The 12,582-nt window shown below is 64.5% G+C and carries 13 protein-coding genes and 3 tRNA genes; 9 read left to right on the top strand and 7 right to left on the bottom strand.

Annotated elements, in window-relative coordinates:
• Window positions 1-2 precede the first annotated feature (2 nt).
• Window positions 3-1,616: a protein translocase subunit SecD gene (gene secD / locus ACZ1J6_RS12885; RefSeq protein WP_132263269.1), complete on the bottom strand. Its 1,614-nt coding sequence runs from the start codon at window positions 1,614-1,616 to the stop codon at window positions 3-5.
• Window positions 1,617-1,705: 89 nt separating this feature from the next.
• Entirely contained in the window at window positions 1,706-2,041 is a 336-nt protein-coding gene (gene yajC / locus ACZ1J6_RS12890; protein WP_086491997.1) for a preprotein translocase subunit YajC, read from the bottom strand.
• A gap of 295 nt (window positions 2,042-2,336) precedes the next feature.
• Here yajC and ACZ1J6_RS12895 point away from each other — a divergent pair.
• The 5 genes from ACZ1J6_RS12895 (at window position 2,337) to aroQ (ending at window position 4,370) form a co-directional block, all read left to right on the top strand.
• Window positions 2,337-2,413 (top strand) — tRNA-Pro (locus tag ACZ1J6_RS12895).
• A gap of 178 nt (window positions 2,414-2,591) precedes the next feature.
• Complete coding sequence (locus ACZ1J6_RS12900) at window positions 2,592-2,807, top strand: hypothetical protein (RefSeq protein ID WP_132263271.1); 216 nt, start codon at window positions 2,592-2,594, stop codon at window positions 2,805-2,807.
• A 140-nt stretch (window positions 2,808-2,947) separates the two neighbouring features.
• Window positions 2,948-3,361, top strand: a complete 414-nt coding sequence (locus ACZ1J6_RS12905) for a holin family protein (protein ID WP_431566872.1) — start codon at window positions 2,948-2,950, stop codon at window positions 3,359-3,361.
• Between the two features lie 134 nt (window positions 3,362-3,495).
• Window positions 3,496-3,828, top strand: coding sequence for a hypothetical protein (locus ACZ1J6_RS12910; RefSeq protein ID WP_431566873.1), 333 nt, complete (start codon window positions 3,496-3,498; stop codon window positions 3,826-3,828).
• A 104-nt stretch (window positions 3,829-3,932) separates the two neighbouring features.
• Window positions 3,933-4,370: a type II 3-dehydroquinate dehydratase gene (aroQ, locus tag ACZ1J6_RS12915; protein WP_132263275.1), complete on the top strand. Its 438-nt coding sequence runs from the start codon at window positions 3,933-3,935 to the stop codon at window positions 4,368-4,370.
• Here aroQ and ACZ1J6_RS12920 read toward each other — a convergent pair.
• Both ACZ1J6_RS12920 and ACZ1J6_RS12925 read right to left on the bottom strand, forming a co-directional pair.
• Window positions 4,334-4,858: a hypothetical protein gene (locus tag ACZ1J6_RS12920; RefSeq protein WP_431566874.1), complete on the bottom strand. Its 525-nt coding sequence runs from the start codon at window positions 4,856-4,858 to the stop codon at window positions 4,334-4,336. The two genes, aroQ and ACZ1J6_RS12920, sit on opposite strands and share 37 nt — an antisense overlap.
• A 20-nt stretch (window positions 4,859-4,878) precedes the next feature.
• Window positions 4,879-5,346 (bottom strand): Lrp/AsnC family transcriptional regulator, encoded by a 468-nt coding sequence (locus ACZ1J6_RS12925; protein WP_031342574.1) that lies wholly within the window; start codon window positions 5,344-5,346, stop codon window positions 4,879-4,881.
• 398 nt (window positions 5,347-5,744) lie between these two features.
• On the opposite strand from ACZ1J6_RS12925, the gene ACZ1J6_RS12930 reads away from it, so the two are divergent.
• The 4 genes from ACZ1J6_RS12930 to ACZ1J6_RS12945 all read left to right on the top strand — a co-directional run bounded on the left by ACZ1J6_RS12930 (window position 5,745) and on the right by ACZ1J6_RS12945 (window position 9,157).
• Window positions 5,745-7,694 (top strand): histidine kinase, encoded by a 1,950-nt coding sequence (locus ACZ1J6_RS12930; protein WP_431566875.1) that lies wholly within the window; start codon window positions 5,745-5,747, stop codon window positions 7,692-7,694.
• Between the two features lie 193 nt (window positions 7,695-7,887).
• The gene (locus ACZ1J6_RS12935; RefSeq protein WP_431566876.1) at window positions 7,888-8,910 is read left to right on the top strand and encodes a polysaccharide deacetylase family protein; all 1,023 of its coding nucleotides are present in this window, start codon (window positions 7,888-7,890) and stop codon (window positions 8,908-8,910) included.
• Between the two features lie 46 nt (window positions 8,911-8,956).
• Window positions 8,957-9,032, top strand: a tRNA-Ile gene (locus ACZ1J6_RS12940).
• A 48-nt stretch (window positions 9,033-9,080) separates the two neighbouring features.
• Window positions 9,081-9,157, top strand: a tRNA-Pro gene (locus ACZ1J6_RS12945).
• 62 nt (window positions 9,158-9,219) lie between these two features.
• Here ACZ1J6_RS12945 and ACZ1J6_RS12950 read toward each other — a convergent pair.
• Genes ACZ1J6_RS12950 through ACZ1J6_RS12960 form a run of 3 tightly spaced genes read right to left on the bottom strand, consistent with a single transcriptional unit; the run spans window position 9,220 to window position 12,469 of the window.
• On the bottom strand, window positions 9,220-9,909 hold the full coding sequence (locus ACZ1J6_RS12950) for a TadE/TadG family type IV pilus assembly protein (protein ID WP_431566877.1): 690 nt from the start codon (window positions 9,907-9,909) through the stop codon (window positions 9,220-9,222).
• Window positions 9,909-10,532: a TadE/TadG family type IV pilus assembly protein gene (locus ACZ1J6_RS12955; RefSeq protein ID WP_132264156.1), complete on the bottom strand. Its 624-nt coding sequence runs from the start codon at window positions 10,530-10,532 to the stop codon at window positions 9,909-9,911. The genes ACZ1J6_RS12950 and ACZ1J6_RS12955 overlap by 1 nt, the downstream gene beginning before the upstream one ends.
• The gene (locus ACZ1J6_RS12960; protein ID WP_431566878.1) at window positions 10,532-12,469 is read right to left on the bottom strand and encodes a TadE/TadG family type IV pilus assembly protein; all 1,938 of its coding nucleotides are present in this window, start codon (window positions 12,467-12,469) and stop codon (window positions 10,532-10,534) included. The genes ACZ1J6_RS12955 and ACZ1J6_RS12960 overlap by 1 nt, the downstream gene beginning before the upstream one ends.
• Between the last annotated feature and the right edge of the window lie 113 nt (window positions 12,470-12,582).

The raw sequence follows: 12,582 nt of genomic DNA on the forward strand, positions 1-12,582 counted from the left end.
CTTTATACGTTCAGGTCGCTGGGACGGGTGCGACGCAGCCAGCCCGCAACCCACATCCGGCTCATCGTGACGGCGGTGAACACCGAAGTCGCGATACCGATCATGAGGACGACCGCGAAACCGCGGACCGGACCCGAGCCGAAGGCGAACATCAGCACCGCCGAGATGGCGTTGGTGATGTTGGCGTCGAAGATGGCGCGGCTCGCCTCCTTGTAGCCCAGCTCGACCGACTGCACCACGCGGCGGCCGCGATGGCGTTCCTCGCGGATACGCTCGTTGATGAGCACGTTGGCGTCGACCGCCGCACCGATCGTCAGCACGAAGCCGGCGATGCCGGGAAGCGTCAGGGTGGTGCCCAGCACCGCCATCACGCCCAGGATCATCAGCACGTTGATGACCAGCGCCAGGTTCGCATAGGCGCCGAGGCGGCCATAAGTCAGGAAGATGAACACCATCAGCAGCAGCGAGCCGACGCCCATGGCGACGACGCCCTTCTGGATCGAATCGGCGCCGAGGTCGGGACCGACGGTGCGCTCCTCGACGACGGTCAGATCGACCGGAAGCGCGCCCGAACGCAGGGCGATGGCGAGCTGCGTGGCAGACTGGACGTTGAAGCTGCCCGAGATCTGGGCGCTGCCGCCCAGGATCGGCTCGTTGATGCTGGGCGCGGAGAGCACTTTGCCGTCGAGGATGATGGCGAAGCGCTTGTTGACGTTCTCGGTCGTCAGCTTGGCGAACTTCTCGCCGCCCTGCTGATTGAAGGTGATCGAGACGACCGCCGCGTTGGTCTTCGGTTCGAAGGCCTGCTTGGCATCGGTCAGTTCGTCGCCCTTGATACCGCCCAGACGCTTCACCGCAATGGCGGGAACGCCGCCGGCAGCCGGCGAAGTGGGATCGGCGTAAGGCACGATCTCGTCGCCCGGAGGCACGATGCCCTTGGCCAGATCGCTGGGCACAGCCGTTTCGTCGACCAGCTTGAATTCGAGCTTGGCGGTCTGGCCAAGCAGGTTCTTCAGCGCCTGCGGGTCCTGGAGGCCGGGCACCTGCACGTCGATGCGGGTACCGCCGAGGCGGCGGATGTCGGGCTCCTTGGTGCCGAGCGCGTCGATGCGCTTGCGGACCACTTCGACCGCAGTTTCCATCGCATTGCTGATTGCCAGGTCGATACCGGCCTGGGTCGGCACGAGGATGAAGCGCGTGCCGTCCTGTACGGTGATGTCCCAGTCACGCTGGCCGGTCAGGCCCGCGCCGGAGGTCAGCGGCAGGATCGCTTCCCGCGCGGCATCCACCTGCGAAGCGTCGCGCACGGTGAAGGCCAGCTGGCCGCCGTTGCTGGAAAAATCGCCGATGGCGATGGTCGGGCTGGCCTGGCGCAGGCGCGTGCGCACGGATTCCTCCATGCCTTCCAGGCGCTGCTGGACGACCTGCTTGCGGTCGGCCTCCAGCAGGAGGCGGCTGCCGCCGGCCAGGTCGAGGCCGAGATTGATCTTTGGCTCCGGCAGGAATGCGGGCCAGCGCGCATTGGTCAGCGAGACCAGCGACGGCACGGCGCAAAGGGCGATGACGATCGTCAGCGCCCAGTACCAGAGCTTCTTCCAGGTAGGAAATTCGAGCATAGCCTGTGGCTTCTCTCCGAAAGAGCGCCCGGTCCAGGGCGCTCCATGATATCGGGAATCGCCAGGTTCAGCCCGGCGATGCCGGAAATTCAGTCGTTTGCGGGCTTCGAGCCGGCCGGCGGGATCACATCGACGATGGTCGACTTGACCGCCTTGACGACGACGCCCTGCGCAAGCTGGATATCGGCGTAGTTGTCGTCGATCTTGACGATCTTGCCGACGAGGCCGCCTCCGGTCAGCACTTCGTCACCCTTCTTGAGCGCCGAAAGCTTATTCTTGTGCTCCTTCTGCTGCTTCATCTGCGGACGCAGGATGAGGAACCAGAAGATCACCGCCATCGCGACGAAGGGCAGATACTGGATCCATGCCGGCGGCGCGCCGGCAGGAGCGGCGGCGGCGAGCTGGTTGAGAATCGAGCTTTGCATTGAACTGAAGGGCCTTCTCGTCGTGTTCGTGCCGGCGCGGCAATACGCGGCATCCGATCTGCCGCACGCCTCGCCGGGAAAATCCATTCTATGGACTTTGCCGGATGCGCGCGGTTAGCAACAAAGCGGAGCACTGGCAACGCGCGGCCTTCCTGCGGAAAGCCGCCATCCCCCGTGGGCCTCACCGAAGCCGTCGCCAAATAGGTATCCACAAGTGCCGTTCAAGCACCGTGAAGAAAGTGTCATTCAGACGCTTGCGCTCTCGAAAAAGGCCTCCTATAGGCCGCGCTCCGGTCGGGACGTAGCGCAGCCTGGTAGCGCATCACACTGGGGGTGTGGGGGTCGGAGGTTCGAATCCTCTCGTCCCGACCAATGAAAAACGCCGTCTCCTGCTTCGTGCGGGAGACGGCGTTTTCGTTTCAGCCCTCATTTCGTTTTCGGACAAGACCGCGTCCGATTGGGATCGGAACCCAGGCTTGATACGTTGCCGAGGGCGAATCGCCTGCGACGGGTGACCAACCAGCACGGCGCAGAACGCGGGAGAATGTCGATGTCCTCTGAGAATCCTAGCTCCAGCGAAGAGCGCAATGCCGCGATCTATGTCGCCGTGATCGATGGCGCGACTTACGGCGACCTCGCCAAGCGATACGGCATCAGCCGGGTTCGCGTGCAGAAGGCCTATGCCCGCGAGCGCACCAATGCCTGGGAAGCGCGCCGGCAGGGCGAAACCACTTATCTCGACCGGCCGATACCGTCCGACGTCTGATCCGCGAGGCGGCTGGAGCAGTTTCTCCCCGCCTCACTTCCTGCAAGAACCGCCGACTGCGGCGATGACTGGCAGCATTTTCCTACATCGATCGCTTCGATTATCTGGTTGCGGGCCACCATCCTAGGGAGTGCCCGCCAATGCCCCTGTTCGATTCGATACTCGCGCCGGTCTCGAAGATCATCGACAAGGTGATCCCCGATCCCGATGCACGGGACCGCGCCAAGCTGGAACTGCTTAAACTCGAAAATTCTCAGGAATTGCAGATGCTTCAGGCAGGTCTCTCGCCGATCGTCGCAGAAGCCGAGTCGCGCGATCCCTGGACCAGCCGGGCCAGGCCGAGCTTTCTCTACGTCATCTACCTCATGATCCTGTGGTCGCTGCCCATGGGCCTGATCGGTGCCCTGAGCCCCCGGACCGCCGAAGCCATCGGCAGCAGCATGTCGGCCTATCTGAACGGCATCCCGGAGCCGCTCTACGCCCTCTTCGGCACCGGATACCTCGGATATTCGGCGATGCGGCAGTGGGGCAAGGCCAAGGGCTCGGATCGCTAGATTTTCGCCCGTTAAGATTAAGCCAAACCTTCCCCGCTAGAGATCCCGGCAGGACCGTCACTTTTGCGGTCTCACGGCGATGTCTGGCGGGGAGCCACTGCGTGTTTCGGAATGTCTTGCCCATTGCACTGGTCTTGAGCCCGGCCCTGGTGCTGGCAGCCTGCGGGCCGAGCCGCGAGGAAGAGCTGGAAAAGCAGCTGGCCGCGGCGAAGAGTTCCGCGGAACAGGAAGCCTCCGCCCGGCAGCAGGCGGAAAGCGCGGCAGCCTCCGCGCGGCTCAAGGCCAACGACGCCGAACTCGCGAAGTTCTATCAGGGCGACGCCGATGCCGACCAGTCGGAGGCGGAAACGCCGCCGGAGGGTGCGCAGGATGCTGCACCCGACTTCGGCGGCAGCGCGCCGCAGCCTCCCGTCGGTACGCAGGCGGACGGCCGCCCCATCGACGACCAGATGCCCGCACCCCGCTGACGCGCCGCGCTACTTTGCCGGTTCGGCGCCTCGGGGTGTTTCCAGCGGGCCTGAAAATGCTCTAGAGCCGCGCCCGGATAGCAACCGCACCGGGAAATCGCGAAATGGCCAGCAAGCTCGTCTACGTCCTCAACGGACCGAACCTCAACCGCCTGGGCAAGCGCGAACCCGGCATCTACGGTTCGCAGACGCTGGACGACATCGGCGCCATGCTGGTGGAGCGCGGCGAGACGCTGGATTGCTCCATCGAGATGCGCCAGTCGAACCACGAAGGCCACCTGATCGACTGGCTGCACGAAGCCGAGGACGAAGGCGCCCATGCGGTGCTGATCAATCCCGGCGCCTATACGCACACCTCTATCGCACTGCATGACGCGATCCGGTCTATCAAGGTGCCGGTGATCGAGGTGCACCTCTCCAACCCGCACGCCCGCGAGGAATTCCGCCACACGTCATGGGTCGGCATGGCGGCAAAGGCCACCGTCGCCGGTTTCGGTGCGAAGAGCTATCTGCTGGCGCTGGAGGGCGCTGCCGCGCTCTGACGCGCGTGGCATTTCACCGCGCTGCCCGTGCCGTCCCTGACGGACACGACATGCTGGATCAAGACAGCCACCTCCCCGCGCGGATCGGGCGACATGCCGTCCTGAACGACGGCAACATCGCAGATCCCCGCGCGGACGAGATCGAGAAAGATCGGGTGAAGCTGGCTGGGACCGGCACTCGCCTCCACCCCTATCGCCACATAGGACGTGGGGCTCCACTTCGTGACAGAATCGGAGGCGCGATAAGGGCGAACGTGATCCTTTATCGCGGTGACCGGCCGGCCGCGGGCCTGCCACGTTCCCTTGGCGGCATCGTAGCGCGGCAGTGAAGGCAGGTCCTGCGCCGCGATGCTCGCATATTCGAACGTCGCGCCCAGCACGAAGTCCGGCTCGGGCTGACTGCTTCCCCGTGTGAACCACCAGAGGTTCCCGGCTGCCAACAGCAACGCCGCGCCCAGGAGCAGGACGCGGCGCCTTTTTCTCGTCATTGCCACGCGGTGATTCGCTTTCAGGCTTCCAGCGGAACGCCCGGCACGCTTTTGGCGGTGCGGATCGTCAGCGAGGTCTTGACGCTGTCCACGTTCGGTGCGGGCGTCAGCTTGCTGGTGAGGAATTCCTGGAAGCTCTGCAGGTCGCGACTGACGATCTTCAGAATGAAGTCGATCTCGCCGTTGAGCATGTGGCACTCGCGCACTTCGGGCAGACCCTTCATGTGGTCCTCGAAGGCGCGCAGCGATTCCTCGGCCTGGCTCTTCAGGCTGACCAGCGCGAAGACGGTGATGGTGAAGCCCAGCTTCGAAGCGTCCAGATCGGCGTGGTAGCCCTGGATGATGCCCGATTCCTCCAGGCTGCGCACACGGCGCAGGCACGGCGGAGCGGTGAGACCGACGCGCTGGGCGAGTTCGACATTGGTGATGCGGCCTTCGTCCTGCAACTCTGCAAGCAAGCGGCGATCGATGTCATCGAGATTAATCATGCGAAACTTTCCTTGCGGGCGCGCAGCGTGATCCGGCATGCAATATCCACTCGAAAACGCTGACACCCCTGTAATAATATTATCCCTTAGCGTAATCGTCCCGCATTGCAACGCCTACAATCTGCCGACTTACAGCGTCTGCACAGTTTGCTAGAGAGCGTTTTCGCATAGGCCGGCGGCCGGATTTGCGGGCCTTTCCGGCTCCTTTCCCCCATCGGCGGAACATGGAAGACCGGCAAAGCCTCCTACCGGGCGGGCAGGAAACACGGGCGCCGCTGCATTTTTCGAAGTAAAGTTCGCCGCTTGGTGACCCTGACTTAACCTCTAAGGGCCTACTTCGGGTAACAATAGGGATAGGGCGGCTTCGCAAGGGCTTGCAGACCGCCTATGGAGCCGGAATGCATTTCGACGATCGCCTTGCCACGGTACTGCGCCTGCCGTCCTCCGGGGACGCGCTGGCGCGCATCCAGTACCGGCAGTTGATCGACATCCTGGGGCGCCTGCCCGAGGACGCCCGTTCCGACGCCATCGAGGCCGGCTTTGCCCGGGTCGAAGAACTCGGCGCACAGATCGGCGCGGCAGACCGTGCGCGGCTGGTGCGCCAGCCGCTCCAGCCCCTGACCAATGCCCGTCTTCTGGCCCTGTTCGCCGAAGCGGAACCCGAGGTCGCCCTGGCTGCCATCGGCACGGCGCGACTGGACGAAGCGGGCTGGCTTCGCCTCGTGCCCGCCCTGCCCGTGCGCGCCCGCGGCATCTTGCGCCACCGCCGCGATCTCGGCCCGGAAGTCGGCGCGCTGCTCGACCGTCTGGGCATCCAGGATCGCGGCCTGCCACCCGCCCCGAACGCGCAAGTCCTGGAAGTCTCCGTTTCCACTTTCGAAATTCAGTTTCCGAGCGAGGCCGCGAGCGAAAACCACGCCGCGCCTCAGACGCCCGTTGAGGGCGAACCTTTCGACTTGCTCGACGAAGCCGAACTGCCGGACGCCGAAGAGGAACCGGAGACGGAGCACCCGCGGGGCGCCGAGCCGATTTCCTTTGCCGATTTCGAACAGGCCGCCACCTCGCGCCGTTCGGCCGCGCTGCGCAGCGGGCTGGAGACCAGCGGCGGCGGGACCGGCATAGAAGGCGGCGACGGCATCGGCGCGATCGTCCGCCGCATCGAGGAATTCCGCAAGGCACGCGAGCATCACGCACCGGGCATTGCCGGCGGCTCTCCCCGCCTGCCTTTGGGCGATTCGCCCAGCGCCAGCGCCCCCGTCGCCATGGATTTCGCGACGGATTCGGAAGGCCGCGTCTGCTGGGCCGACGGTTCCCATGCCAGCGCGCTGATCGGCCTCAACCTCGCGGCGCTCGACCCGATGGTGAGTGAGCCGCTCGATCCTGCAGCGCCGCTGCCGTCCGTGCAGATGGCCTCGATGCATATTCCCGGTCTGGCACTTTCCATCCGGCACCGCCAACCCCTCCGCGCGGTTGCCATCGAGATCACCGGCGCTCCTGCCGTGAGCGGTGCCTGGCAAGTGGATGCCGTGCCGCACTTCGACCCCGCGAGCGGCCGATTCACAGGCTATGCCGGGCGCCTGCGCCGCCCCGGCAAGATCGCCGCCGTCGACGCGGCCCCGGCCGCCGAACCCAGCGAGGCGGACCGCATGCGCCAGGTGTTGCACGAACTGCGCACGCCGGCCAATGCCATCCAGGTCGCCGCGGAGATCATCCAGCAGCAGCTCTACGGCCCTGCGCCGCACGAATATCGCGCCCTTGCCGCGGCCATCGCCGGGGACTGCGCCCATATCCTGGCCGGATTCGAGGAACTCGACCGGTTGGTAAAGCTCGAATCGGGCGCCCTCGGCATCGAATCGGGCGAAAGCGACCTCGTCGCCGTCCTGTCCGAGACCGTTGCGCGCCTCAAGGCCTGGACCGAGCCGCGCGGCAGTGGTTTCGTCCTTCCCGAAACGGGCGGGCCGGCGCTGCCGATCGCCATCGAGCGGACCGAGATCGAGCGTATGATATGGCGCGTCTTCGCCGTACTCGCAGGGATGACTGCGCCGCACGAACTGCTGCCGGTCCGGCTCGCCGTGGAGAACGGGCGCGTGGCCATGCGAGTGACCTTGCCCTCGCTGCTGCTGGCGCGCGATGCCCAGAGCCTGTTCGAAACGCCGGTGAGCGAGCGCGGCCAGTCGCTTTCCACCGGCATGTTCGGCATCGGCTTCACCTTACGCCTGGCAGCGGCCGAAGCCGACGCTGCCGGCGGCAGCCTCCAGCGCGACGGCGACGAGCTGCGGCTGTCGCTCCCCGCCTTTGCGGCATCGGCGCTGGGCCGCGCGCAGGACGCCGAAAGCCGCGCGCTCTGAGCCCCTCGCGGAGAGGGTTCCAGACCGTGCGGGGGAAGACTTTCGTCCCGCCCCTTTACCGAAGCGGAACACTTTTCCTCTAGGCCGTTCCTGCCGTACTTGCGGATTCGCAGGCCAGCCTGCCTGGTCCCGGAGCCGCTTCGTCCATATTGTCGTTCTGTCGGATGCGACCCGATTGAGGGAATATTCTGTCTTGCCGGGGACCAACCTCCTCCTGCCGCCGCGCGCCGATGCCCTTGCGCAATTCAGCGAGGGATTCGGCCAGCGTTTCATCGTCACGGTCGATACCGAGGAAGAGTTCGACTGGAACGCGCCGCTCGACCGGCACGGGCATGGCACGCTTTCCGTCCCGGCACTGCGCACGTTCCAGCAGTTCTGCGAGGAGTTCGGCGTCGTGCCGATCTATCTCGTGGATTATCCGGTCGCCGATTCGCCGCTGGCACCCGAAGCCATCGGCGAAGCGGTCGCGGCCGGGCGGGCGGAAGTGGGCGTCCAGCTTCACCCCTGGGTGAACCCCCCGTTCGACGAGGCCGTGACCGAGTTCAACTCCTACGCCGGGAACCTGGGCTTCGAACTGGAGCGCGAGAAGTTCGCGCGCCTTCACGGCCGAATCGTCGAGGCTTTCGGCACGGCGCCGCGCATCTACCGGGCCGGACGCTACGGGCTCGGCCCGCGCACTGCCGAGATCCTGGACGAATTCGGCATCGCCATCGACACTTCGGTACGCGCGCGGTTCGACTACAGCGCTTCCGGCGGGCCGAACTATCGCACCCATCCGCTGCAACCTTATTGGACGGACAACGCGCGGCGGCTGCTCGAACTGCCGCTGACCACCGTCTATTGGGGACCGCTGCGGCAGCTTGGCAATACGATATACCCCGCGCTCTGGCGCATGCCGCAGCTGCGCGGCGCCCTCGCCCGTGCCGGACTGCTGGAGCGCATCCCCCTGACGCCGGAGGGAATCACGGCCGAGGAAGCGCTGCGCGGTGTCGACGTGGCCATCGATGCCGGGTTGCCGGTGCTGGTCTTCTCCTTCCACAGCCCCTCGCTCGTTCCCGGCTATACGCCTTACGTGCGGGACGCGCAGGATCTGGACGCGCTCTACGGCTGGTGGCGCACACTTTTCGCGCATCTGGAACGCCGCGGTGTAAAACCGAGCAATGTTGCCAACATCATGTCCAGCGTAGCGCTTGCGCAGAACGAATTGCCAAGCTAACGGGCTTCTCGTCCGGCCTCGTCGATGGAGCCGGGCGTGGCAGTTGGGGCCTGTAGCTCAGCGGTTAGAGCTGGCCGCTCATAACGGCTAGGTCGCGGGTTCGAATCCTGCCGGGCCCACCAACGGCACCGGGACTTCTGGTCCCGGATCAACATCGACGACCGAAGGGTCGGGGAGTGGCGCAGCCCGGTAGCGCGCTTGCTTTGGGAGCAAGATGTCGCAGGTTCGAATCCTGTCTCCCCGACCAATTCGTTTTTTCCGCAGATCTGAAAACATCCCTGCAAGGGGCGGGCCCCAAGGGCCTTCGCCTCAGGTGCAGAGCGACTGGCTGCCGGTTCCGGTAATGCCGTTCTTGGTGCCGCTGGGGTTGAGGCTGCGGTCGTCGCGAATCAGGAAGGCCGCCTCGTGCTTGAACACCTGGTCCTTCACGAACATCGTCCCGAACAGCGGCTGGTAGTGGTAGTAGACTTCCACGAACATCACTGCGGAATTGGGCACCGAGTAGATCTTGTGGTCCTTCACACCCATGCCGTCCAGCACCGGGCCGGTCTTGTAGGGATCCGCCTCACCATAAGCTGACTTGCGGTCCAGATCGCCGCGGCACCGCTGCCAGTGGATGAACTGCCGCTTGGTATCGCTGTCGTATTCCAGGCTGGACAGGACGACGCGGCCATTGGTTTCGAAATCGAAGCTGCTGCCCTCTTTCAGGGCGCCCCACATGACCGAATCGACTTGCGCTTCCTTGACCGTCGGGCTGACGGTGCTGTTGTCCGTCTGCCCGAGGCGGGAGGCATTGTCCGCCACGGACGTCGCGATTTCGCCGACCTGCATGTTGGTCATGGCCATCATCGCCACTTCGGTGCCGTAAAGCCCCAGGGTCAGCAGCACCGGCAGGATAAGCGCCAGTTCGATGAACGAGACGCCGCTCTGGTCCTCGCGCAGACGGTGCAGGAGCGCGGCGCAGCGCGGCCAGTCCTTCGGCCTGTTCGGCGATGCCATCATTGGCAGGTCCCTGCTGCCGAGCCTACCGCCTGCTGAAGGGCGTAAGGCTGGTTCTTCCTGACGGCCGTGGCCGAGAGCGTGCGCTTGGTGTTCCCGTCGGTCAGTCCGGGAACGGGGAACACGGGCGTATACGTGACCTTCACGGTGTAAACGACCACGTCGTTCGCGCCGCCATTGCCGCTCTTGCCGACATCGGCGTCCCAATGGCCGTTCTTGTTCTCGTCCGTGTAGGATTCGCCATTGTCGCAGATGCTGTTGTTGTTCTTGTCGTTCCAGGCCTCCGGCCGGGCGATGTCGGTGAAGTCGAAATAGCTCGACCGCGTGATTTCCACTTTGGCTCCCGGCGCGACGCCGTCGACCAGTCGCTTGACATAGGCATCGCCCGCTTCCGTCTCGGCAGTCTCCAGCGTGCCGTTGCGGGCCACTTGCTGTACGCCGCCCTGGAGCACGGCGCGGATGTAAGCCATGTGGCCAAGATCGAAGATGCCCATGAGCAGGATGATGAGGACCGGGCCCGCCACGGCGAACTCGATCGCGGTCACGCCCCGGGTATCGGCCCGGCAGTCGGCCCGGAGGCGCCGGAGCGCTCCGGCAGCCGAATGCGACAGGCGGCGCAGCATCACTCGGTGATCCTCAGTTCGCCGACCTGCTTGGCGATTTCCTGGAACGCGGTGTTGAGATCGGTGGCGTTGGTGGCGACATAGGAACTGTCGTCGGAGGCGCAGGTCTTCAGGTCGGTGGAAAGCCCCGAAGTGAAGGCGATCACCCAGACGCGGATACCCTTGGCCTTGATCGCCTCGCAGACGGCGAGGAAGCGCGACGTGTGGCGCGCGTCGGCATCGCTTTCCGAGCCGCCGGCCGTCGTGCGCAGGTCCCACCAGTCCATGCCCCAGGCCGTCGGCACATAGTTGGACGTGTCCATCTGGCCGTCGGTCATGAAGATGATGTGCCGGGCGACTTCACCGCCGTTGGTGGGCTCCAGGTTCACCGTGTCTTTGAAGATACCGTCGGGCGAGAGCATCCGCCCGCCCCAGATCATGCCGATGTCGAGGTAAGTGCCGCCCACCGCCGTCAGCGAGTTCGCGTAAGTGTTGAAGCTGGACTGGTCCATCTCGGTCAGGAGCTTCGCTTCGGCGGGGCAATAGGTTCCGGCCGATGCGCCATCCGTCGTCGTGTTGCGTGTCCAGGTGCTGGAACTGCTGCCCGCACGGCGGTAGGAGATCTCCGGCCAGAGCGGGCCCCACTTGGTCTTGGCATCCGACGTTGGCGCGCTGTCGATATCGATGTCCAGCGCCGTCGACGGGCTGAGGCCCGTGATCGAGTTGTAGCTGAAGTTCGCCGTGTTCGACGTGCTGCGCTCCTCGATGCAACCGCCCCAGGTGTAGGAAACGGACGCGCCGTTATTGCCGTTGAGCACGGGGGTAGAGCCGAACGTCTTGAACTTGGACGTATCGACGCCGGTGACCTGGCGATATTCCCAATGGTCGAAGGTAGAACCCTTCACATTTGTAGAATTCGTGGCGTTCTTGTAAGTGTCAGTGGTCGTCTTCGTGCGCGAGTAGGTGGTCGTATAAATATAATACGTGCCTTTGCTGCTCTTGCATTCGTACGTCAGCATTTGCTGGGGCTGCTTGGTCACAATCGTAACGATGATATTCGGGCTCGTGCCGGACATCGTGGTCTCGGACGTGGACGAGCCGTTGTCCGAATAGCTCGTCTGGCTGGACGGCAAATTCTTCGAGCACTGGTTTTGGTTGTAGCCGGTATTGCCCTGGGTCGTTTTCGATGTGGGATTGGAATAGTCTACCGAAGTCCCCGTCTTCGTCCCATTTGCGACGTTCAGGAAGATCGGCACGCGCGACTGGTAGTTCCAGCTGTCGGCGATGTAGCTCTTGTCCACGGCGTTGAGCAGCTTGCCGACGTTGACCGACGAACTGTAGGGCACGAAGCCGTAGCGCACACGGGCATTGGTTTCCTTGGTCGCGCCGGAAACCGTGGTGTAGAAGTTCTTCATCGCGCTGCGCAGCGCGGCGATGCGGGTCGATCCGCTCAGCGATTCCGCCATCGAGCCGGTGGTATCCAGCACCATCATCACGTCGGCATTGCCGATGCCCATGGACGATGTGCATTTCACGCTCAGAGCGAAATTGTTGAACCCGAACAGGCGCATGACCACGGTGTCCAGCACGGTCGCGGCCGTGCCCTCGACGGTCTGGCCCTTGTCCGGGGAAGACACCTCGAAGTTCGTGGTGCCCGTGCCAAGAGTGGAATCGTCGAAATTGGTCTTGAAGTAGTTGTCTGCCACGGTGTGGACGGACGGCGCCAGTCCGTTGACCGGCGTCGTCGAATCCGCGTCCGTCGCCACGGTGCGCCGCGCCGCCAGCACCGCGGAGTCGCAGGCGGCCTGGAGCTGGTTCTCCACCTTGAAGTTGCGGCTGAGATCGATGGCCGATCCCACGATCGCCGCCGCCACGACCATGCCGATGGCCGCCATCGGCAGGATATTGCCGGATATGTCCTTGAGGAGGCGGTGCAACTGGTGAGTGATTCTGCGCATCGGAGGACCAGTCTTTCGGCGAAGTTCGTCGGGATTTCAGCACGCCCTACCGGAACTTACTTAATGAAACCCTCACTCACCCTGCGCCGCTGCGCTTCACGAAACCTCGAAAA

The organism is Novosphingobium sp. BL-S-21, assembly GCF_055521655.1.